The following is a 23,120-nucleotide window of genomic DNA, read 5'->3' as shown; positions in this document are numbered from 1 at the left end:
GCCTGGTGATAACATCAAGATGACAGTAACTCTAATCGCACCAATCGCGATGGATGAAGGTCTTCGTTTTGCTATCCGTGAAGGTGGTCGTACTGTAGGTGCTGGTGTTGTAGCAACTATCGTAGCGTAATTATTAGCCTAGCTAATTATTACCAAAAAGCCCGAGCTTAGTCTCGGGCTTTTTAATGTCTAAAATAAAATACGATTTAATACCAATACGCTTAATTAAGTGATCTATTTTGAGGATGGAAAAACGTGTGGATAGCTAGGCAAAAAAATCGCTATTTAGTTGTTCTAATTGAGAATTTTTTAACACAGGTAGCGACACGTTTAGCCCCGCAAAATGATTAAGTATTATTTCGGATTGGTATAAGATGCCGCTTTAATCTTAGGTGAAGATACTTGGTAACAATACTCAAAGTATTATTAGTGGTATTACTAAAAACCCGAGCTACGCTCGGGTTTTGATAAGTTATGAATGTGTCATACTTAGCTGAAAACTATTTAACTTTTTGTATCTGAATATAGAGTAATTATTTAAATCTCAATATTATCATTGGCTTATTGTAATTTTAGTGTGTTTATATTGCAGTTGGTAACCGCTATGGTAACCACTTGGAATAGGTTTCTGATAAATAGAGATTATTTTACTAAAGAGGAAATAAGCTTAAACTAGTAGCGAATAACACACATAAAAATTGATAAACTGTTTATTTTTTGTATTATACACCCAATCATAATCAAATAATCAAGGAAGAGTGTTTTATGAAACCCCTACACGCATACCCTCATCCCGAGAGACCTCAAAATCCTTCACCATTAGAAATGGCTATTTATAACTCTGAGTTAAAAGCTAAAGAGTTCCATAACAAGCGAATAGCTCAAAAAGGGCAGGCGAATGAAGATCTTAAAAATAAGATGGCTCGTGACTTTAATCATTTGCAAAAAGAGAAAGAGAGAATTACTGCTCATGCTCGCTTACAAACTGATTTAAAAGAATACCGAGAGCTAAGTGCAAGCTCTACAGTCACGCAATTAAAATAAGAAAAGCACCATCCAACTCAAAAGCTTGCTCGTCACTTGGCTGCAATAGGGGAACCTAAACCAACTAAGCTGCACGAGGCTCATCATATTATTTGTGGCACAGGGCAATACCAATCAGCGAATATGTTACAAACAAGGCTTAACCTTCATCTGCATGGAGTTGGTATTAACGATCCAATCAACGGTGTATGGTTAATTAATTTTGAAAAAAAATAAAGAGCAAAATTGGGATAGCCCAGCTTCGCCAGCTCATCGAAAGCTACACAGATATAACTATGAGACATGGATTAATACTAACTTTGGTAATGCGGCTACGCCTAAAGCTTTATTTTTGAATAGATTGAGAACCGTTAAAGTTAAAATAAAAACGGGTACTGTACCTGCAGGTTTACTTGAACCAAAAAATGAAAACTGGAAGGCTTTATAATGACTGTATATCAAATCAAAAACGAAGCTTACACATACGACGTAATCGACTTTAATATTGTTGAACTATCAAAAATACTTTCAAAGCATAGTGGCCTTGAGCCAGACACTATATTAACGATGTTTATGTCGGCCGCACGCCATAATATCGAATTTAGTCATCTATGGCCTCAAGGGTTAAATTTTGACTATTTTGGTAAAGCTAAAAAGCAAGACTACGACATATCGCGGCTAGGTCATTTTTTAATAATGAAGATGCCAGTATATGAGTTGTTAAAAGAGCACTTAGCAAATTTTGGAGAGTTTTTACCCGTTAAAGCTGAAGGCAACAACATGATATTGTTTAACTTGCTTACCTTCGGGAAAGAGCAAAAAGACATGTGTTTAACCAAATACGAAGATGGCTTCGAAGACGGTTTAGAGTTACTTACCTTTGAGCAAGACGATATACAAAATAAACTGCTATTTAAATCTAAGCTGGAAGGTGCTCAAAAAGTTTATTGTACTGATGAGTTTAAAAATATTATCCAAAGTAACAACCTTAAAGGTTTAGTATTTGACGAAGACTTATTAGACCCGTTTGTTTAGTATCGCTCAACACAAAGACGAATATATTAAGTAGCCAAAGAATCATTAATTGTGAATACAATACTTTCAGACTCTTTATAAAACAACACCCCTCCCGCCACCCGTAAGCTCAGTGCCCTGCTAGGGGGTAAAGCATAGTAAAGCTGCTTACATAACCTTTGCCCCATAATCTTAATTTGTATATTATCTCAACTAATAAGAACAATGGATTAGCTGTATAGTTACTAACTAATACGGCTTGGCAGGGAATAGTATGTCATTACCAGATTACCAATCATTCATGACCCCATTACTGCAATGTTTAGCTGATGGCAAAACCGTAAAGCTTAAAGAGATTGAAGCAAACGTTTATCAAAGCCTGAGGTTATCGGCAGATCAGCTTAAATTGCGTATTCCTAGTGGAAAGCAAACTTATGCTTACCATCGTTTAGGCTGGGCTAAAACATACTTAGTACAAGCAGGCTTGATAGAGCAGCCTAAAAGAGCCTTTTGTAAAATTACGCAAAAAGGTTTATCAGCATTAGCAACGGGCGAACTAATCAATAACCAGTACTTAAGCCAATACCCTGAGTTTTTAGATTTTAAAACCCGCACTAAAGACACTAGCGACTCACTAGACGAAAACACCACCAGCTTAGTAAATAGCGACTCACACAAAACACCAGAAGAGCTTATAGAAGCCGCAGTAGATACACTCAACACTTACTTGAGCGACGAAATACTACAGGCAGTGCTTTCGGCCTCACCTGCGTTTTTTGAAAACCCTGTAGTCGATTTAATGCTAGCTATGGGCTACGGTGGCTCACGTAAAGATGCAGGGCAAGCTACGCAGTATACTCAAGGTGGTGGCATTGATGGCGTAATAAAAGAAGATAAACTCGGCCTCGAAATGATATATTTACAGGCTAAGCGCTACACCAATAAAACAGTGAGTAGACCAGACATACAAGCCTTTGCGGGGGCACTTGATATGCACCGCGCTAAAAAGGGTGTATTCATTACCACCAGCGGCTTTAGTAAAGATGCACTGGAATATGTAGGCTTGATTGAAAAACGCATAGTGCTGGTGGATGGCAAACAACTTACAGAGTTAATGCTTACCCATAATTTGGGAGTTAGTACTAAACAGGTATTTGAAGTAAAAGCGCTTGATAGTGATTACTTTTTAGGGGATTAGATAGCGCGAATACATTACTATCGCAATAAAGAGGTTTTACCTCTAACTAAAAAATTAAGAGAATAGAGTAAATGGTTGAACAACATAAAAAAGAGCTGGAAAAACAACTCTGGAATATTGCTAATAAATTAAGAGGCAATATGAGTGCAGATGACTTTAGGGACTTTATCTTAGGATTTATTTTTTATAAATATTTGTCTGAACGTATGGATTTGTATGCAGATGATATTTTAAAAGAAGATAACATCAAGTTTGACGCGATTGATGAAAATACAGACGAAGGGAAAGAGTACCTCGATGCGGTTAAAGAGGAAGCTATTGATCATCTTGGCTACTTTTTGAAACCGAGTGAGCTTTTTCATGTCTTAGCTGAAAAGGGTTTGAATGGAGAGTTCATCATAGAGAGGCTAACTCAAGTGCTGAATCATATAGAACAAAGTACTATGGGGACTGCTTCTGAAGATGATTTTACAGGGCTCTTCGATGATCTAGACTTAACGTCAAATAAGTTAGGGAAAACAGAAAAAGCAAAAAATGAACTAGTTACTAAAATTCTGGTGCGACTTGATGATATTGACTTTTTACATCATGAAACTGACATTGATGTACTCGGAGATGCTTACGAGTATCTTATTGGTAAGTTTGCTTCTGGTGCCGGCAAAGGGGCTGGTGAATTCTACACGCCACCAGCGGTATCTAAGTTGCTTGCAAAAATTGTTACATTAGGCAAAGAAAAAATTAGTAGCGTTTACGATCCAACCTGTGGTTCTGGCTCCTTGCTTTTAAAAGTCATAAATGAATATAAAGATCAAGAGTCTTATAAAGATATAAAAGTATATGGGCAAGAATCAAATCCGACTACATATAACCTAGCTCGTATGAATATGATTTTACACGGTATGCATTACCGTAACTTTGATATTCAACAAGACGATACTCTTGAGCAGCCACAGCATTTTGAGAAGCGCTTTGAAGCCGTAGTTGCTAACCCGCCATTCTCTGCAGATTGGAGTGCTTCAGCTGGTTTTTTAACTGATGAACGCTTTCAAGATTACGGTAAATTAGCACCTAAAAGTAAGGCAGATTTTGCCTTTGTTCAGCACATGATTCATCAGCTAGATGAAAATGGCACTATGGCGGTTGTATTGCCGCACGGTGTACTCTTCCGAGGTGCAGCCGAAGGCCATATTCGTAAGCATTTAATTAAAGATAAAAACTACCTTGATGCTGTAATCGGTTTGCCAGCAAATATTTTCTACGGTACGTCCATTCCAACTTGCATTTTAGTGCTGAAAAAGAATCGACAACATAATGATAACGTTTTGTTTGTTGATGCTAGCCAGAACTTTGGTAAAGCAACCAATCAAAACTACCTTCGTGATGAAGATTTGAAGGCAATATTAGACGCTGTAGAAAAACGTGAGTTTAAAGAAAAGTTTGCTTTTGTTGCAAAAATAGAAGATGTCAAAAAAGATGACACCATTTCTTCAAATGAATTTAATTTAAATATCCCACGTTATGTTGATACTTTTGAAGAAGATGAACTTGTTGATATAGAAGCCGTTGCATTATCTATAGAGAAAGTAAATAAAAATATTGTCGTTGAAGATATTTTGCTGTCTGATTTTTGTACTGAACTTGGAATAAAGGCAGTAAAATAATGGAACTTAATACAGTAAAATTGAGGTTTAACGATTTTAAAGACTCTTGGATAAAAACTAAGTTTCAATCGCAGTGTCTAAAGATTTCTTCAGGCAAAAGTAAAATTGAAGAATATGGTCAGTTTCCAGTTTATGGCTCAACGGGGAAACTTGGTTATACAAATGATTTTACCCATGATGGCAACTATATTTTAGTTGCTAGAGTTGGAGCGAATGCAGGTCAATTAAACTGTGTACAAGGAAAATTCGGTGTTACTGATAATACCTTGGTAATTGAATTAGAAAATGAAGATGAATTCACTTTTTATTACTATCTGCTTCAAAGTATAAACCTTAATAAGTTTATCTTCGGTTCAGGGCAGCCTTTGATAACTGGAGGTATGCTCAAAAGTTTAAACATACTTCAGCCTAACATTAGAGTAGAAAGACAAAAAATCGCAGATTTCCTTTCTTCAGTAGATAAAAAGATCAGTCTACTTAAAGAAAAGCATGCTTTGCTAACTCAATACAAAAAAGGTGTGATACGAAAGCTATTCACGCAAGATATCCGCTTTAAAGATGACAATGGCAATGCCTTTCCTGATTGGGAAATAAAGCCATTATCAAAATTAGCGGATAAAAACAGCTTTAAAAACAAAGATAATGCTGTTAATGCTGTACTAACCAACTCAGCTAAATGTGGCATTGTAAATCAAGGCGATTATTTCAATAAAGATATTGCTAATCAGGGGAATTTAACGGGTTATACCGTTGTTGAAAAAAATGACTTCATTTACAACCCTAGAATTTCAGTGCTTGCGCCTGTTGGCCCTATAAAACGTAATCACATAGGGCAGGGTGTTATGTCGCCTCTTTATACTGCCTTCCGCTTTAAAGATGGAAATGTATTGGATTACTTAGAGCAATATTTTAATACGACTATGTGGCATCGATATATGCACAGCATAGCTAATTTCGGTGCAAGACATGACCGAATGAATATAACATCTGCTGACTTTTATGCTTTACCTCTTCCAATGCCTAGTGATGCTGAACGAGAAAAAATTGTTGATTTTATAAAGGCCCTTGAAGCTAAAGTTAGTGCTGTAAATGAGCAAATTGAATTAACTCAAACCTTTAAGAAAGGCTTGTTACAGCAGATGTTTTTATAACTAAAGGACTAGGTATGAAAATTGATCTCGAATATATAAAAGATATTTTAACTGTATTTAATGAGGCTGAAACTGCTCATATTACTTTTGCCGATTTAAAAAAGGCAGGAATTCCACATGATGAGAATGGTGACATTAATCAGAAGTTTTTATTCCATTACCAAATTTTAATTGATAACGAATTAGTAAGTTTAAGTTCTCTCGAAATTGGTAATTTGAAACATATGGGGGTTTATCAAAGCTTGGATGGTCAATGGGGTGTTGCTCTTAAAGATTTAAGGTTAACCCAGATGGATCATGACTTTGCTAAATCGCTTACCAATAAAGAAGTTTTCTCCAAATTAAAGTCTGAATTTAAAGACTTTTCATTTAAGGTCATTTTTGACTCTGGCAGAAAATTATTAGAGCACGTTGCCAAAAAGAAAATGGATAAATTGTTAGAGAGCTAGCACAAGGAGTTAATGTGGCCTATCAGTCAGAACAACAATTAGAAGATAACTTAGTTGCTCAACTTGCTAAAAAAGTTGGCGGTAAGCAGCAATATGAAAAGGTCAATATTACCGATGTTGATTCACTGAGAGCTAACTTAAAGCAGCAGCTTTCAAAGCTTAATGGCTTTGATATAAGTGATAATGAGCTTAAGCAAATTCGCAATGCTTTAGCTAAAGGCAATGTATTTGATAAAGCAAAAATACTGCGTGATAGGCTACAAATTAATAAAGACGATGGCACCGCAGGTTATATCCGCTTTATTGATGACGATGTTAACCATAACCATTTTCAGGTAACGCAACAAGTTACCGTAGAAGGCCGTTATAAAAACCGCTATGACGTTACTATACTGGTTAATGGCTTACCGCTTGTTCAAATAGAATTAAAGCGCCGTGGCTTAGAGCTTAAAGAAGCGTTTAATCAAATTAACCGTTACCAGCGCCATTCTTACTGGGCTGAAGACGGCTTATTCCAATATGTGCAGGTGTTTGTTATCTCCAATGGCGTTAATACTAAGTATTACGCTAATAACCGCAAACAAAGCTTTAAACAAACCTTCTTCTGGGCGAAAGAAAATAACGACCGTTATGCCGAGTTAAGCCAATTCGCTAAGGTGTTTTTAACGCCTAATCACTTAACTGACATGCTCACTAAATACGTGGTACTGAATGAAACAGACCGTATATTAATGGTGATGCGCCCGTATCAAATATATGCCACCGAAGCGATTATTGCGCGAGTAGCAGAACGTGAAAAATTACAAGCCAGTGATCAATCAATTGAAAAGCAAAATGGTTATATTTGGCACACTACAGGCTCTGGTAAAACACTTACCTCATTTAAAACCGCCCAGTTACTTACCGGTGATAGCGCCATTCATAAAGTAGTGTTTGTAGTTGACCGTAAAGATTTGGATTATCAAACAGCCAAAGAGTTTAATAGCTTCATTAAAGGCTGTGTAGACGGTACAGACAAAACCAAAGTGTTAGTTGACCAGTTTACCGGCAAAGATGTGTATTACCTTGAGAAAGACGGTGAGCAACAGTCATCAACTAAAGCGAAAGGCGGAAAGGTTAATACTCGCCGCAATGAAAAGCTGATTGTAACCACCATTCAAAAGCTTAATAACGCCATTAGCAATAAACGTTATTCAAGACGCATGGAGCCAGTAAAAGACAAAAACGTAGTGTTTATTTTTGATGAATGTCACCGCAGTCAGTTTGGTGATACTCATCAACGTATTAGTCAGTTTTTTACGAATCATCAAATGTTTGGTTTTACCGGTACGCCTATATTTGCTGAAAATGCGGTATCTAAATTTTCACGTAAATACACCACCAGTGACTTATTCCATAAGCCGCTTCATAAATATACCATTGTTGATGCGATTAAGGACGAAAACGTACTTAAATTTAATGTTGAGTACGTAGGCCGTTATAAGAAAAAAGATAGCGCCAATGAAGTTGATATTGACGTTGAAGGTATAGACACCAAAGAGCTAATGGAGTCTGACGTTCGATTAGAAAAAATAACCGATTACATTATTGCTCAACATAATCGTAAAACCCATAGCAAAGCCTTTACTGGCATGTTTTGTGTTTCAAGCGTGGCAGCATTAATTAAGTATTATGAGCTATTTGCACAGAAAAAAGCAGAAGGTAAACATAACCTTAAAATCGCCACTATTTTCTCATATGCCGCTAACGAAGAAGACCCAGATGCCGATGGCTTAGACGAAGTTGTATTAGATAAAGTTGCAGAGTCTCAAGCCCAGTACGAAGGTATAGCCAGCCATACCCGAGACAGACTAGAAGAGTTTATTGGTGACTACAACACAATGTTTGGCAGTAGCTATACCACTAAAGACAGTGAGTCTTACTACAACTACTACAACGATATTTCGAAGAAAGTTCGTGAGCGAAAAGTTGATATTTTGCTTGTGGTAAATATGTTTTTAACAGGGTTTGATAGTAAAACCTTAAATACCATGTATGTTGATAAGAACCTTAAGTATCACGGATTAATTCAAGCGTACTCACGCACCAATCGCATTCTAAATGAGCAGAAGTCGCAAGGTAATATCATTAGCTTCCGTAACCTGAAAAAGCGCACAGATGATGCCTTAGCGCTGTTTTCAAACAAAGATGCGAAAGATACGGTGATCATGCCGTCGTATGAAGAATTCATTAAGATGTTTAACCAAGCGTTAGACCAAATGCAAACCATCGCACCTGATACAGCGAGTGTTGATAGCCTTGTAGATGAAAACGCTGAGTTAGAGTTTATTAAAGCATTTAGGGAGTTAATGCGTTTACGTAATGTGCTTTCTACGTTTGCTGACTTTAAGTTTGATGATGTCTGTATTCAAGAACAAGAATACGAAGATTACAAAAGTAAATACCTAGACTTATACGACAAGGTTAAAACCAACACAGCCCCTGAAAAAGAGTCGATATTAGAAGAAATTGACTTTGAACTTGAGCTGTTAGCGATGGATGAAGTAAATGTTGCTTACATCTTAAAGCTACTGAGCAAGCTTAAACAATCTGATTCTGATGAAGAATATCAACAGCAGTATAAATCGTTAATGCAAACTATTGGTGGTGATCCTGAACTGCGCAGCAAGCAAGAGCTGATTGATAAATTCATTCAAGAAAACTTACCTGATGTGCAATCAGCCGAAGAGGTTGACGATGCCTTTGCCGCTTATTGGGAAGTAGAAAAAGAAAAAGCCACCCAAGTAATAGCTGAAGAAGAACACTTGATACCTGAAAACGTAAAAGAGCTTGTTGAACGCATGATATTCAGCAACCAAGAACCATTGCGTGAAGACATAGTAGCAACAATGGAAAAGCCCCCAAGCGTGCTGCAACGTAAAAAAGTAATACCAAGGCTAGCTGAGAAGCTAAAAGGATTTGTTAATACGTTTTATGGTGGAATGTGATGGAGTTAATAGCTGACAGACAATTTAAACTCGTTTATTTATGGGTTGAAGAATATAAAAACATTATAGATAAAAGCCTACGCTTCTCACTAAATTATGATGTTAAAAGAAATGATAAAGAAATAAGCATTGAGCATACTGATTTTTTTCAATACAGTACTCAATTAAAAAATCCTGTTAGGCATTTAGATTTTTTTACTGCCCTAATAGGTAAAAATGGTACGGGTAAGTCAAACTTAATCGAATTAATTAGTTATATCTATACGACAGGTTTTTTTCCAAAAGAAATGGGTCAGGTAGGTGCAAATAGTTTTTGTATTTTAGAACAAATGACTAATCAAGGAAGCCAGTTTTACTTATTATCACCCAGTTATATGAGCTATTCCCTTAAAAATAATGGGATACAGGACCTGGCCTTTATACCCCGAGAGCTGGCAAAGTCTTTTGGTCAAACTGTTTTATATCATCCACTGAGTGATGTTGCCGCTGGTACGTCATCTTCTACAGGTCTCACAAGCTTAAAAATATCTTCAAACCCTTTTAAAAAGCTCATTACAGGTGTAAGTGACAGTGAACTTGCCAAAAGATTTTCTGATAGTGCAAAAGATCTGACAGATATCTCAAAGCTTGCATATATTTCAGAAAATAAGTTTTCACGATTGTTGTTTCTTTATAGTGATTTTAAAGAAAATATTACCGAAAATGTGGATTTGCATTTTGAGTTTGAAGGGTTCAGTAAAAACACTTCTTATGTGAAACTTTATAATGAATTTATTCTGTATATATCAAGGAAAAATGATTTAACCAAAGATGACTTTATTTTAATTTATTTATTCTTAATTTCAGTAAGTGCGGTTCAGTCTGATATAAAAAAGTCGATCGTTCCTCACTTAGATGGTTTGATGATTTGTTTAAAGATATTATTAACACGGTTTAAGGTATTTCAGTCTTTCGAAAAAGATATCAATAAATATATTGAAAGACAGGGCTGGGATAAATTGGTCGATGAATTAAGCTTACATCTTAAGGGATTTGAGTTAAGTATAGATTCCTTTGAGGCTGGATTTAATGATGTACATGGACCCCATCTGTTTATTGAATTAGCTAATGTGGACGATGGTAATGGAATAGACTTCATTTGTGGAACTGATTGGGTCGATTTACCTAATTTGAAGCGAGCATTTCAGGCCCCTGGGCTACCTATAAAAATAGATGGATTGAGTTCGGGGGAAATAACCGCAGTACATTTCTTTAATGAAATAAAACTAGCCCTTATTCAAGAGCCTAACAGCGTGGTTATATTGGATGAGCCAGAGAACTCCTTTCACCCTGAATGGCAAAGGTGTTTAGTTTATTTACTGAGCTCTCTTTTCCTTGAATTAAAGGTTGAACCACAAGTAATTATTTCGTCACATAGCCCTTTTGTTTTATCTGACATTTTAGATGGTAAAGCTTTAGCTTTAGGGAATAATCGGAGTCTCAATGATAGTTTTGCGGCTAATATTCATGAAATGTTAGCTGATAGCTTCTTTTTAGAGAGCACAATTGGTGAAGCTGCTAAAATTGAAATAGAACGTTTAGTTGGTTTTATTAACGATCATAAGTCTGAATCTTTTTTACCAGATGCATCATTTGAAGATAAACTTTTAGGTGCGGAATTATTGGTTTCACATATCGGTGATAGGTTATTAAGAAAAGAATTAAAAAAACGGTTAGTTTCTTTTAGTCAGAAAAATAATGTTGATTCTGCAATGATCACTAAATTAGTCAGATACAGTCAGTCAAACCCTGATTTAAAAAACAAATTAGAAGATTTGCAGGCTCTTTTCATAGTGGATGAGAAATAAATGTTTTCTATTACCTTTAGATCTTCAGAAAATGTAAACAGAAAACATTTTGATTGGTGTATAAAGCAGTTAGATATATTCTCTGAGGGAAACCCTTTACCTGACAATCAATATATGGCTTGGTTATTTACCAAAGGCAATGGTCTGTTTTTAAGTTCTCCACCACAACAACTTGAGATGTTAGTTGAGTTAACTGATTTAATGAAACAACAGGTTCCAGTCGTTTTCCACTCTTTGTTTCATGATGCATTTTACTTTTGGAAAACAGTTAAAAAAAGTGGAACAATAAAGAAGGTGTCTTTATTATTTAAGAGCTCTGCTATAAATCAGCTAACAAGTTTTATTAGTAAAGATAAGAGAGTTGGGGTTAATAGAGATGCTATCTCTGAAAAACTAGAAGAGCTGGGGCTGCTGGATTTTTACCTAATTAATGGTGAATTGAATTACAGTTTGCTACGTAAGCACTTCGTTGCCGATGGTCCAGCCGCTCACCGAGCTAATCCCAGAATGGAGTTAGATCTTGCTTGTATAGGAATAGACATCGAGTTTAAAACATTTCTATATTTTTGTATGAATAAGTTTAAATATGACAAGCTTATTGGAAGTTTTGATGGTTGGGGTGCCTATGAAATTACTAAAAGTACAGAGAATACGCTCTGTCCTTATTGCAATCGTAATTATACACACACTGTTTTTGAGGGTAATGAATTTAAAGGTCGCCCTGAGTTAGATCATTTTTTACCTAAGTCTATATTTCCTTTTTTTGCTGTATCTCTATTTAATTTAATCCCTGTTTGTCATAGCTGTAATCATAGTAAGTCGGATGAAAGTGTACTTGATTGGGAGCAAGGAATATTGGATTTTAGTTTACTGCATCCGCACATACCTGAAGATAATGTAGAGCATATTACGATATTCGAATCAGTACAGCCCGGCGATTTAACCGCTTATTTCATGAGTAATGATTCAACAATGTATCAAAAAATTAAATTAACTGACTCAGCATTGCAAAATCAAAAAATCAAAAACTCTTTAGCTTTATATAAGTTAGCAAGATTTCAACATCCATCCCCACATATGCAAGGCTATTATGCAAAACATTCTAGAGATATCGAGCGAACTTTAGATTTAGTAAAGTATTATCCTCAAAGTGCTATTGAGTCGATTGCTAACTTAATTGAAGATGATACGGAGCAGCTTCAAAAAGAATTGATAAAAGCGATAGTTTCTAATTATCCAGAGCATCACGCCTTAGGCAAACTAAAGCAAGATTTATTGACTGATATTATAGATAGTTGGATTATTGAGGACTAAATATAGCCTAAAGGTTAATTTCTTAGTATCCACAAAACCAAACCTAGCTTTTTACAACGCAAAAAAGTATTGCCCATTATTACCGATAGATTTAAACGCTTTGTAGATACGTTTGTGACAGGATTTTAAAGAGCTAGTACACATCAACGGCTGGCGGTTGACGGATCAATTATCCACACAACAAATTTACTTTAATTTATTACAAACTCAAAAAGTGTGACGATAAAGGGGGTAATGTTACCCCCTTTATTCATTTATGAGATGATTAATAGCTAATCACAATTTATAGCTTGGTACTAAAAACCTATTATTAATAGAAATCTATATTTTATCTATAACCAAAAACGATTATCTAGTTACGCAGCTTTTAAAAAACGAAATGTTTTAGGGTTGCTGCCGATTGGGTGAAGCATCTTTAAAGTTAATTTACTTACAACTTCTTCTTTAGCTATGCCAATCAAGTTGCAGATGAAGCTTTCTCTATGTGACTCATCTTTGAACCTTATAACTACTGGCCACTTCTTTAAACGTTCATCGGTAAAGCCTTTAGTAAACTTATATCCGTGCTCTTGCTTCATGGCAGATCGGAGTATTTCGCAAAGCATTTTGAATTGCTTTCCAGCAAACCCAGTCAAATCTAGCTCTAAACTCTTACTGTAACTTCTATTCACTTTATTCTCCTTCGATACCGTTGACTGTTTTTGAAGACATTTTAAGCCAGTTCTTAACTGATGAGGCTCGGACAAAGCCATATTTTGTATTTTCTACTTGGAACATACACCAACCTAATTCATTCAGCTCTGCGCTTAGGCTATCTAGATAAATAGTGGGCATAACCCTGCGCTTACATATTCTGGATATTGATAACGTTGATAACTGAAACCTAGATATTCTTTTTTGTTTGGTCTCAGACTGAGATTCTATTGCATCTACAATTTTCTGTGCAGATATTTTAGCTGTTAAAGACATATATAAACCTTAATAAAGTACATGTTTATAAAATAGCATAAAAAAAGCTTAAGTAAACCTTTTTTTGGTTTAAAGGTAAACTAAAAAAGGTTTTTATTGGGTGGGTATTACAAAGGGTGTGCTAGTAATCAACGTCTCTATAAAAAGGTAGGAATTAATAATAAATTTTAAAAAATAAAATTTACACTATTTCCCCCCCATCCCAACATCAATTTAGTTTGGCATTATTCTCCCTGTTGTTAGGAGCACCTAACAATAAATTTTATTTTTGGAGATAAAAATGATTAAGAAAGAAACCCCTATGACTACCGATGCTTTGGCCCGTATACAAAGAAATGAAGCAAAGCAAAATGGTGGCGGCGTTGATTCAAATGGTTTTGCTGCTCGTGCAGCTAGAGCTGCAAACAAAAATCAACAAGGGAAAAAATAACATGGCTCAACATGATGACGACAATCGTTCACAGCAGCTAAACCCAGAGCATGATGCTTATTGGCAAAGCAGAGGGGAAGATGAACGCCCTGATGACTGGGAAGAGCTTTTGGATGATGAAGATTAGGTTCAAACTCTACATTAAAGCAGCTGTGTAATTACGTAGCTGCTTTATTTACTGTATCTGTATAGTGTTTGAAATAAGAAGGGTACTGACCAATCACTGTCTTGAAAATAGGTATCGTTTTCTCACTGTGAGCTTGCTCATAGCATTCTTGGATTTTTGTATCTATAGCCCTAGCAATTCTAAAGTATACGGTTAGCGTCAAAGAGTCGTAATTTCCGTGCTTATCAAAGACTGCATTAATAAACTCCTCTAATTTTAAAAATGAAGGTAAGTTTTTTCCATTTCGCCAATCTTTTAATTGTTTGTATTGCTTATCATTTAAAGACTCTCCGCTGTTGGGATTATCTGAGGGAGACTTTTTAAGAGGAATAAAATTAGCCAGCCTTCTCCAAGTCATAGGTTTGCCGTTTGAGGATACTAGCTCTTTTAGCTCTATTAACACTGAGTCGAAACAGCCATTAGATTCATCGGACTCAATTAATGTATTAAGTACATTTGTAAAAAAGCTAGTGCCTTTTTTAGGTTTATAGTTCTCATCTAATCTACGGTAGTATGAGTGAAGACCTACTTCATAGTTGGCAATGGCAGATAAATAGAAATCAAATGTCAAGTGGTACGTTGCCTCAGCAAGAGCGAGGGCATCTTCATTTGTATAATCCTCTCTCTTTTTATCTGAGTTAAAAAACGCATCGAAGGTAGAGAGTTGATGGCTAGGCACTAAGCTATGAGATTGCCAGTATGGTTTTTGTAATTGCCAAATATCTTTTGGGCTTTTCTTATCAATACTTTTTGATTTCGCTTTGCTATGTATTTCATTCATCATTAAGTAATCAAACTGAGATCGAGCTTCTAACCAATCTATTAATAGGTTTAATTCATTGTCGTTTTTGTTACTTTTTTTACTGGCGTTAAATCCATATATGCATGAGTAGTAGGTACTCGCGTTAGAGGTAACCTTCATCGCTCTAGTTGTTTTTTTATATACTTTGAGGTTGAACACCTCATTTATATTCGGAGAGAGAGATTTAAACCATGTATAAATTTTTTTAAATGTTGGTTTACCTACTCCTCGACTTGATAAATGAAATATAGAGCTTTGACTGACAGGCAAGTCAGAATTATAAAATGATTGGGCATGAGTAATCATGCCACTAATGTTACTAGGTAAGTGTAGTAGCTGGGCGACTTCATTTAGAGGGGGTAGGTACACACTTTTAAAATTAATATTTTTAAATATATATTTGTTACCTTCATTAGGTTTGAGCATATTTAGTCCTTTATAAAGCTACCCGTATAGCTTCTTACAAACTTTACGTTATTACCTGTAAAATTCAATGGTTTGATGCTTCATAGGAAGCTTTTAGATAAAACCCCTTTTTTTATAAGTAAAAACTGTTTTTTTGCTTCACTCATTTGCTGGTGGAAGTAGGGGGCTTTTACAACCTCAGTATGTATATGAAAATGAAGATGAAGACTATCAGTATCTTTGTAGTATGCATCAAGTGCAGATTGAACAATAATAAAGGCCTCTTCGCCATAGTATTCACAAATATGATATTTAAAGCATTCTAATGCTACTTTGTATCGTGCTACTAGTTCGTTTACTTCACTATTGTTAATGCTCTTTAGCTTAACTATATTGCACAATTGAATGTATGCTTTAAGTGAGTCTTCTATTAATACGGGGTCATAGTCTTTCATTAGGTTCCATCCAAAACCATTTTTAACGGGATTGGTTCGCACAGCAAGCTTACCCTCAGTTGTTTTTGCACCTGTAGAGCGACCGCCATGCAATTTACATCGACCATTTCGCTTGTTACCTAGGCGCTTACAGGGGTTACCTGAACGTGTTTTAGCCCCACACTTGGGTAGACTGTCTAAATCAAACTTACTCATTTTTTGCCTTTTTATGATCGATCATGTTCGGTGAACTTTCGGTTCATAGGGTTTGTTTTTTGAAAATCTATTTTCTTTAAAGTTTTTAAAATCGAATATTTATATGCTTACCATCATGGAGTGAATATATAAATCAATGGGTTATGATGTTTTAATGCTGCGTAAAGCGAACACTTAATAGCGCTTTATGTTGTCTGTGCACGTAAGGAGATCGATCACCTTGCATGTGTATGCTTCGGTTCATAGAGTGCAGCAAGGGTACATGAGAGTTATTAACTTGATTAGGGTGATCGCTGTACTGCAATGAGCGATGAAGTTCAGATTGTATTAGCTGTGTACTGCTTATACCTGATAACCTTTTTAGTAACTTGATACCACCAGCCTCTGAGTTATCTGGCTTTATTAGAGCCACTTCTTTATTTTGCTGGTATGTAATAGCTGGATTTACGAGCAGCATATTGTTAAAGCGTTTATCAACGTGCTCTGTTGAGTATTCAAGTTTACTAAATAAGTAGCTATGAGCCTTAATGTTAGCTTCTTTTGTGGCACGTTTAGTAAAATAACTTAAGCGGTATAGAGCTGGTTCTATACTGAATTTATTACCCCTGTGCATTAGGTAGTATGGGTGCTTGACTGGTGAGGCCGAGCCTAAGCCTTCAGACTCCCAAGCATGCTTTAATTGGTAGGTTAACTTACTGCTATGATTTATTTTATGCCCGCTTAACAACACAGCTAAATGATAATGATGATTTGAAGATGTATTTCTCTCTCTAGCGCATATGTAACTTACTTTGCAGTTATATTGTTTTGTAAGTACCGACAACTGTTTTTTAATAAACTTTAAGAACGCCTGATTATTAATAGAATAAGATTTAGTACTTAGGTCTATTCTTGCTACGAGTACTTTAGAGTAGTGAGAAAGCATACATTCACAATGCTTAAACACTTTAGTTAATGCTTTTAGATCTTGGCCTTTTGTCTTTGGTTTGAATACTCTGTAGCTATGGTCTTTGTATATAAAGTTTACTGAGTTAGTTGTTGATATTTGAAAGGTCATTGTTATATCTATTTGCCTTAGTTAATAATTGGTATCTTTCTTATATTATTTAATATCCGCTATTAGTGGATAGGCGCTTTACAGATAAAAGCCCTTTTAAAATAATAACTAAGATATGTTTTTAGCTTGTTGAATAGCGTGTTTTTACTGATCATTTTGCTTCAAAGTGCGTCATCAGTAGGCAAAAAAAAGCAGATTATTTACCTGCTTTAGAGTGCTTTTTAGCTAGCCAATTTTTATAATCTTGAAAATGCCACATGGACCGCCCATTTATTACATGAGCTGGTGGAGGAAAATGGCCAGCCTTTATCCATCTTCCAAGTGTTGACCTGCTGATGTTAAGAAGCTTCTGCAATTCAGGCTTCTTAATCATTCGAGCATCGTCAATATACATAGCAAGATCTGGTAGCTTGTTTTCGTTCATTGAGGTCGCTCCATATTTATTACTTCGCGAGATTTTACAAAGTCTAAAAGCTCGCTTAATAACCAACAAACTCTGTCGCTATCGGCATGAAGTTTTCTTCTTTTCGGAAAGAGGCCTTTTTTTTCTAAAGCCCAAGCGCTGGTTCGAGAGACAGCCGTTATTTTGGCTCTTTCTGCTTCTCTGACTAGGCGGTCAGTAAATTGCGTTGTTGGTGTTGTTAGCTGGCTCAAATTGGTTTCTCCGGTTCATCATTGTTGATGGGAGAATATTATTGAACTGCGTATAGGTTAATAAGCCCTTAGCTTGATAAGGGCTTATTAAAGATTTTAACATTTTGATTTTAAGTGAATTTTATCTTTATAGTTAGTTTTCACCCATTCCTCAACTTCCTTAAGGGATGGAGCAGAATTAGACTTTCGACCTTTTTTAGCGGTAGAGCCATACGCATCGTTAATATATGTTTTAATCGTTTTATGTGAAGGAGGAGAAATAGTATTTATAGAAAATAGAGCATCAATTGCCGTTGCTAAATTCGCTCTACTACATTTAGACATATGCGTGTGTAGTTTTATGTCACTGACTATTACATTGATAAGATCAATAAAAGGCTGATACTTTTTAGGTGAGGACTCACCTGCTATTGTTCGGTCTTTAGAATGCTTTTCTGTGGCTCTTAAGGCATATAAATGTTCTACAAAGTCATTATGCTCTTGCACTCGTGAGCCAAGCGTAAACATTTCATGCATTAGTTTATTAAGCCAAAACTTGTAATTTACGTTAGACTTGTCTGGAAGCGCTCTTAGAGTCTCCTCCACCAGCATCGCTTTACGTTTAATTGCTTCTTTCTCCAATAACATAATATCTTGGCCAAACTCATCTTTTGGTAAGTTATTTATAGAGGATATTATTAAATTGGGCTTCTCAATACCTACAGGTGAAGCTATTTCTTCTAACTGAGCATAATTAATATCATCCTCATCAATCTCTCCAAGCTCTTGAACATGTACCAAAAATGGCTGTGATTGAATTTTTAAACCTTCTCGCGGTGTACATTTTGGAAATAATTCAAATTTATTCATTTAGATTAATTCCTTCAGACACCATTGATATCTTAGCTCTAGGAAGTATTTGATTTGCCATTACACTTGCAAGCTTTCTTCGCTCATCCAAGTAATCATATCTGTTGTAAATACCAGCAACACCACTAATAGTATGATTTAGATAACGTGTTACATCGTTTCCTTCATAACCAAGTTCAGCGAATAAGCTACGACATGTTCGTCTTAAATCATGAATAGTAAAGTGCTTAATGCCTTTAGGCTCAAGTAGGTTAGGGTATAATTTCTTGCTAATACTTTTGCCAAACATTTTAGCTAAGGCATGATTCAAAGTGTTTTCACACATATGACCATCTTTGCTAACTTTTCTTGCTGGGAATACGTACTCGGAGCCACACGATTTTCTTTTCAACTCTTCAAATATGGGTATGACTTCGTCAGCAATAGGAATCTGAATATAAACTTCTTTTTTATTTCTTGTGCCTAAATTCCAAATCTTTTCATTAAAATCAAATTCTTCCCACTTTGCTTGAGTAACCTCGGTTTTACGGTTACCAAATACAAGAAGTAATACCATTGCTAAATAGTTATCTCTGGTAAAAACAGTCGAATTCTCTCTGAGTACATCAAATGTACTTTCAATTTCTTGCAGGCTTAATGCTCTTTTTCTACTTTTGGTTTGCCCCCCAGCGTCACTCTGACTAAAAGCTGCAGCAGGGTTTGACTTTGTGAGATCAAGTTTTTGTGCATGTTTAAATAGATTTTTACATAGGTTTAAGCACTTTGTAGATATAGAGGGACGCCCATCATTTACAACTTCTTTTATGATAGCCCTAATATCACGTGCATTTACATCATCAATTTTGAGCTTACCAATGTATGGTTTTATATCTTTAGTATATTGTCTTTCGAGCAAGTGAGGATTTTTTACTTCCTTACTTTTATCTTTAAACCAGTCATTAAATAGGTCGTTCATTGTTATGATAGTTTCTTGTCCCTGTCTTACTCTTTCGGCAAGTGGGTCTATACCATTCTTAATTTTTTTATTTATCAAGGCTGCTTCAATTCGAGCGTCAGATAATGTCTTGTCTGGAAAGTTGCTACCTTTTAGAGTCATAAAGTGGCGTTTATTATTGATAGTGTATCGAAGCTCCCAAGCACCGCTTTTTTTATCTTTGCTAGGCTTTATATAAAGGCTGTCACCAACACTAAACCTAAGCGTTTTACAGCTCTTAATATTTGCTTTGATTTCTTTTACATTCATTGAGTTACATCAAAAATGGTTACCAAGGATTATAAAAAGTGGTTACCAAGCGGTTTGGTAACCACTTTGGTAACCACTTGGACACGTACAATAGAGGGCTAGTATGAACGGTAGAAAACAAAAAGCCTAGAAAAATCTAGGCTTATTAATTAGTTATAAACAAGTTGAAACAGGCTAAAACGCTATTCTATGTTTTGGATCTGCTCACGCATTTGTTCAATTAGTACTTTTAGCTCTACGGCTGCAGTAGTGATGTCACTATTGATAGACTTAGACGCTAGCGTGTTAGCTTCACGATTAAATTCTTGCATCATAAAATCTAAGCGGCGGCCACATGCACCTCCTTTTTTAAGGATTTTTTTAGTTTCTTTAACGTGAGACTTTAAGCGATCTAATTCTTCAGCCACATCTTGTTTTTGCGCAAGGTAAATTAGTTCTTGTTCAAGGCGTGACTCGTCAATGTTTGCTGTTAAGTCTTCTAGCTTTTGAGCAAGTTTTTCACGCTGCCATTTAGCAATCTCAGGCATATGCGTTTCTACAATTTCTACTTGCTCTAGAATTGCATCAAGGCGTATTGCTATCATTTCTTCAAGGTTTGCACCTTCATCGCCACGTGCAGATTTAAAATCTTCGATTACTTGATCAAGACCAGCTATTAATGCTGTATTAACGCTATCCATATCAAGCTCTTCTGCTTCCATAACGCCAGGCCAACGTAATATATCAACAGGGTTAATATCGCCATTACTTTGTTGTTGAACCCATTTAGCGCTATTTATTAGTTGTTCAGCAAGTGCTTGGTTAATTGATAGCTCGCCAACGTGGGCAGGATTTGCCACAAACTTTAAAAAGACCTCAACTTTACCGCGTTGTAAGTGTTTGCGTAAACGCTCACGAATAACTGGCTCCATGCCACGAAATTGCTCTGGTGCGCGTATAAATGTTTCAAGGTAACGCTGGTTTACTGAGCGAACTTCCCAAGTGCCAGTACCCCAATCGCCTTTTATTTCGCGACGCGCATAAGCTGTCATACTGTGGATCATGGATATTTTCCTAAATTTATAAATACAATATTATGATGATTATACCGTAACACTGCTTAAGCTCTAGGGAAAATTTAATACACTGAATATTTTGCATACAGCTATTTATTTAAATCAACATGGTATCTATACCCACATACACTTATAATGTCGCAAATTCTGAATTAAGGGGATCGTCAATGCGTCCAAGCGAAAGAACACCTAACCAAATTAGACCTGTTACATTTACACGTAATTATACTTTGCATGCTGAAGGCTCAGTACTTGTTGAGTTTGGTAACACCAAAGTACTTTGTACAGCTACTGTTGAATCGGGCGTTCCTCGTTTCATGAAAGGTCAGGGTAAAGGTTGGATCAATGCTGAATACGGTATGTTACCGCGAGCAACGCATACGCGTAATGCTCGAGAAGCTGCACGTGGTAAGCAGGGCGGTCGTACTATGGAAATTCAGCGCTTAATTGCACGTGCACTTCGTGCTGCTGTTGACTTAAAAGCACTTGGCGAAAACACAATTACCATTGACTGTGACGTTATTCAAGCTGACGGCGGTACACGTACTGCATCTATAAGTGGTGCATGTGTTGCACTTGTTGATGCACTAACACATATGCGTGCAAAAGGTATGATTAATTCAAACCCACTTAAACATATGATTGCAGCTATTTCAGTTGGTATTTACAAAGGCCAAGCAATTAGCGATTTAGAATACATTGAAGATTCAGCAGCAGAGACTGATATGAACGTAATTTTAACCGAAACAGGTAAAATTATTGAAATTCAAGGTACAGCTGAAGGCGAACCTTTCTCGTTTGATGAGCTAGATGAGTTACTTACTTTAGCTAAACATTCTATTCGCGAAATTATTGACGTACAAAAGCAAGCACTAGCATAAATAGGTAGGCCACAAGATATGAAAGATTATCAAAAAGAGTTTATAGAATTTGCTCTAGAGAAGCAGGTGTTAAAATTTGGTGAGTTTACATTAAAGTCTGGACGTACAAGCCCTTACTTTTTTAATGCTGGTTTGTTTAATACTGGTCGAGACTTAGCGCGTTTAGGTCGCTTTTATGCATCGGCACTCGAAGATTCTGCTATAGAGTACGATGTATTATTTGGTCCTGCGTACAAAGGTATTCCAATAGCGACAACAACAGCGGTTGCCTTAGCGGATCATCATGATAAAGATGTACCTTACTGTTTTAATCGTAAAGAGAAAAAAGCACACGGTGAAGGCGGCACATTAGTAGGCTCAGAACTCAATGGCAAAATTATGCTAGTTGACGATGTAATTACTGCAGGTACTGCGATTCGTGAGTCGATGGAAATCATTGCACAAAATGGTGCTGACCTTAGTGGTGTTTTAATTGCGTTAGATCGCCAAGAAAAGGGTAAAGCTGAATTATCAGCTATTCAAGAAGTTGAGCGTGACTTTAATACCAAAGTGATTTCAATTGTAAAATTAGCTGATCTTATCAGTTACCTTGAAAGCCAAGGCACAATGGATGAGCATTTAGCCTCAGTTAAAGCTTACCGTGATCAATACGGCGTAGCATAAATAAAAAGCCTCGCAGTGCGGGGCTTTATTTTGACCTTCATTCATAGAGTTTATTAATGAAAGATGTATTAAAACCGAATGGCTTAGGCCTCAAGCGTGTTTTCAAAGCAACCTATTGCTCTTACCTTGGCTTTAAAGCAGCATTTAAAGAAGAAGCAGCATTTAGGCAAGAGCTACTATTAAGCCTTATATTATTTCCTATTTCATTTTGGCTTGCTTCATCACTATTACACTGGGCAATACTAATTAGCTCACTGCTTATTATATTAATAGTTGAATTACTAAACTCCGCCATTGAAGCATTAACAGATCGAGTAAGTACAGAGTTACATGTATTGTCAGGTAGGGCCAAAGATATGGGATCTGCAGCCGTAACACTTTCATTAACGATCGTATTGATCATCTGGGGTGTAAGCCTCTATATGAAGATCGTTTAACTCTACTTCTAATATAAAATAGGTTTGAACCCCGTTAGTTGTTAATAATTTGATGGTTATGTTGTATTTTTAACGTGTTTAGCTCAAATTCTCAGCGAACAGCACATTATTTCAAGTTTTCTTCAAAAAAGGGTTGATCTGTTTTCGGATCTCCCTATAATGCGACCCCACTGAGACGGGAAACAGCAACGCATAGCGAGGCACGAACAACTCAG

Annotated in this window: 26 protein-coding genes and 1 pseudogene; 17 read left to right on the top strand and 10 right to left on the bottom strand. The window is 36.1% G+C overall.

What is annotated here, in order from left to right; translation table 11 throughout:
- From H5118_RS20065 to H5118_RS20495, 12 genes and pseudogenes are all read left to right on the top strand, one after another.
- Positions 1-130 (top strand): annotated as a pseudogene (locus tag H5118_RS20065) (elongation factor Tu); the annotation flags it as partial.
- A gap of 635 nt (positions 131-765) precedes the next feature.
- Positions 766-1,044: a hypothetical protein gene (locus H5118_RS20740; RefSeq protein WP_259398017.1), complete on the top strand. Its 279-nt coding sequence runs from the start codon at positions 766-768 to the stop codon at positions 1,042-1,044.
- A 36-nt stretch (positions 1,045-1,080) separates the two neighbouring features.
- The gene (locus H5118_RS20735; RefSeq protein ID WP_259398016.1) at positions 1,081-1,260 is read left to right on the top strand and encodes an AHH domain-containing protein; all 180 of its coding nucleotides are present in this window, start codon (positions 1,081-1,083) and stop codon (positions 1,258-1,260) included.
- Positions 1,247-1,471 carry a hypothetical protein gene (locus H5118_RS20730; RefSeq protein ID WP_259398015.1) on the top strand — a complete coding sequence of 75 codons (225 nt, stop codon included), beginning with the start codon at positions 1,247-1,249 and terminating at the stop codon, positions 1,469-1,471. Before H5118_RS20735 ends, H5118_RS20730 begins: the two co-directional genes overlap by 14 nt.
- A complete protein-coding gene (locus tag H5118_RS20055) occupies positions 1,471-2,058 on the top strand; it encodes a hypothetical protein (protein WP_182749919.1) in 588 nt (195 codons plus the stop codon). Before H5118_RS20730 ends, H5118_RS20055 begins: the two co-directional genes overlap by 1 nt.
- 253 nt (positions 2,059-2,311) lie before the next feature.
- Positions 2,312-3,235: a restriction endonuclease gene (locus tag H5118_RS20050; RefSeq protein WP_182749917.1), complete on the top strand. Its 924-nt coding sequence runs from the start codon at positions 2,312-2,314 to the stop codon at positions 3,233-3,235.
- A gap of 71 nt (positions 3,236-3,306) precedes the next feature.
- A complete protein-coding gene (locus H5118_RS20045; RefSeq protein ID WP_182749915.1) occupies positions 3,307-4,896 on the top strand; it encodes a type I restriction-modification system subunit M in 1,590 nt (529 codons plus the stop codon).
- A complete protein-coding gene (locus tag H5118_RS20040; protein ID WP_182749913.1) occupies positions 4,896-6,047 on the top strand; it encodes a restriction endonuclease subunit S in 1,152 nt (383 codons plus the stop codon). The genes H5118_RS20045 and H5118_RS20040 overlap by 1 nt, the downstream gene beginning before the upstream one ends.
- Before the next feature lie 14 nt (positions 6,048-6,061).
- Positions 6,062-6,496: a DUF2513 domain-containing protein gene (locus tag H5118_RS20035; protein WP_182749911.1), complete on the top strand. Its 435-nt coding sequence runs from the start codon at positions 6,062-6,064 to the stop codon at positions 6,494-6,496.
- Positions 6,497-6,510: 14 nt separating this feature from the next.
- Complete coding sequence (locus H5118_RS20030; RefSeq protein WP_182749909.1) at positions 6,511-9,483, top strand: type I restriction endonuclease subunit R; 2,973 nt, start codon at positions 6,511-6,513, stop codon at positions 9,481-9,483.
- Positions 9,483-11,330, top strand: a complete 1,848-nt coding sequence (locus H5118_RS20025; RefSeq protein ID WP_182749907.1) for an AAA family ATPase — start codon at positions 9,483-9,485, stop codon at positions 11,328-11,330. The genes H5118_RS20030 and H5118_RS20025 overlap by 1 nt, the downstream gene beginning before the upstream one ends.
- Entirely contained in the window at positions 11,331-12,644 is a 1,314-nt protein-coding gene (locus H5118_RS20495) for an HNH endonuclease domain-containing protein (protein WP_220497284.1), read from the top strand.
- Positions 12,645-13,000: 356 nt separating this feature from the next.
- On the opposite strand, the gene H5118_RS20015 is transcribed toward H5118_RS20495, so the two are convergent.
- Together H5118_RS20015 and H5118_RS20010 are read right to left on the bottom strand one after the other, a co-directional pair.
- Positions 13,001-13,315 carry a hypothetical protein gene (locus tag H5118_RS20015; protein WP_182749905.1) on the bottom strand — a complete coding sequence of 105 codons (315 nt, stop codon included), beginning with the start codon at positions 13,313-13,315 and terminating at the stop codon, positions 13,001-13,003.
- Between the two features lies 1 nt (position 13,316).
- Positions 13,317-13,613 carry a hypothetical protein gene (locus H5118_RS20010; protein ID WP_182749903.1) on the bottom strand — a complete coding sequence of 99 codons (297 nt, stop codon included), beginning with the start codon at positions 13,611-13,613 and terminating at the stop codon, positions 13,317-13,319.
- Between the two features lie 280 nt (positions 13,614-13,893).
- Here H5118_RS20010 and H5118_RS20005 point away from each other — a divergent pair, with 280 nt between their 5' ends.
- Complete coding sequence (locus tag H5118_RS20005) at positions 13,894-14,043, top strand: hypothetical protein (RefSeq protein WP_182749901.1); 150 nt, start codon at positions 13,894-13,896, stop codon at positions 14,041-14,043.
- A gap of 1 nt (position 14,044) precedes the next feature.
- Positions 14,045-14,170: a hypothetical protein gene (locus H5118_RS20725; RefSeq protein ID WP_259398014.1), complete on the top strand. Its 126-nt coding sequence runs from the start codon at positions 14,045-14,047 to the stop codon at positions 14,168-14,170.
- Between the two features lie 31 nt (positions 14,171-14,201).
- Here H5118_RS20725 and H5118_RS20000 read toward each other — a convergent pair whose 3' ends face one another.
- From H5118_RS20000 to H5118_RS19965, 8 genes are all read right to left on the bottom strand, one after another.
- Positions 14,202-15,437: a hypothetical protein gene (locus tag H5118_RS20000; protein ID WP_182749899.1), complete on the bottom strand. Its 1,236-nt coding sequence runs from the start codon at positions 15,435-15,437 to the stop codon at positions 14,202-14,204.
- Between the two features lie 80 nt (positions 15,438-15,517).
- A complete protein-coding gene (locus tag H5118_RS19995) occupies positions 15,518-16,066 on the bottom strand; it encodes an HGGxSTG domain-containing protein (protein ID WP_182749897.1) in 549 nt (182 codons plus the stop codon).
- A gap of 151 nt (positions 16,067-16,217) precedes the next feature.
- Entirely contained in the window at positions 16,218-17,123 is a 906-nt protein-coding gene (locus tag H5118_RS19990) for an inovirus-type Gp2 protein (protein WP_182749895.1), read from the bottom strand.
- A gap of 196 nt (positions 17,124-17,319) precedes the next feature.
- Positions 17,320-17,547, bottom strand: coding sequence for an AlpA family transcriptional regulator (locus tag H5118_RS19985; protein WP_182749893.1), 228 nt, complete (start codon positions 17,545-17,547; stop codon positions 17,320-17,322).
- Positions 17,544-17,777 (bottom strand): AlpA family transcriptional regulator, encoded by a 234-nt coding sequence (locus H5118_RS19980; protein WP_182749890.1) that lies wholly within the window; start codon positions 17,775-17,777, stop codon positions 17,544-17,546. Before H5118_RS19980 ends, H5118_RS19985 begins: the two co-directional genes overlap by 4 nt.
- A 96-nt stretch (positions 17,778-17,873) precedes the next feature.
- Positions 17,874-18,626 carry a hypothetical protein gene (locus tag H5118_RS19975; RefSeq protein WP_182749888.1) on the bottom strand — a complete coding sequence of 251 codons (753 nt, stop codon included), beginning with the start codon at positions 18,624-18,626 and terminating at the stop codon, positions 17,874-17,876.
- Positions 18,619-19,869 carry a site-specific integrase gene (locus H5118_RS19970; protein ID WP_182749886.1) on the bottom strand — a complete coding sequence of 417 codons (1,251 nt, stop codon included), beginning with the start codon at positions 19,867-19,869 and terminating at the stop codon, positions 18,619-18,621. The genes H5118_RS19975 and H5118_RS19970 overlap by 8 nt, the downstream gene beginning before the upstream one ends.
- Positions 19,870-20,051: 182 nt before the next feature.
- A complete protein-coding gene (locus H5118_RS19965; protein ID WP_002958889.1) occupies positions 20,052-20,912 on the bottom strand; it encodes a YicC/YloC family endoribonuclease in 861 nt (286 codons plus the stop codon).
- A 179-nt stretch (positions 20,913-21,091) separates the two neighbouring features.
- Between H5118_RS19965 and rph the strand changes: the two genes are divergently transcribed.
- From rph to H5118_RS19950, 3 genes are read left to right on the top strand one after another with little or no spacing between them, the layout of a single operon-like run.
- Complete coding sequence (gene rph, locus H5118_RS19960; protein ID WP_002958890.1) at positions 21,092-21,805, top strand: ribonuclease PH; 714 nt, start codon at positions 21,092-21,094, stop codon at positions 21,803-21,805.
- A gap of 18 nt (positions 21,806-21,823) precedes the next feature.
- Entirely contained in the window at positions 21,824-22,468 is a 645-nt protein-coding gene (gene pyrE / locus H5118_RS19955) for an orotate phosphoribosyltransferase (RefSeq protein WP_002958891.1), read from the top strand.
- A 56-nt stretch (positions 22,469-22,524) separates the two neighbouring features.
- Entirely contained in the window at positions 22,525-22,905 is a 381-nt protein-coding gene (locus H5118_RS19950; protein WP_002958892.1) for a diacylglycerol kinase, read from the top strand.
- The last annotated feature ends 215 nt before the right edge of the window (positions 22,906-23,120 follow it).

Origin of the sequence: Pseudoalteromonas sp. SR41-1 (assembly GCF_014164015.1) — a bacterium.
Taxonomy (GTDB): Bacteria; Pseudomonadota; Gammaproteobacteria; order Enterobacterales; family Alteromonadaceae; genus Pseudoalteromonas; species Pseudoalteromonas distincta.
Note: the sequence above shows the minus strand (reverse complement) of the source record. Positions and strands in the feature narration are given on the sequence as shown.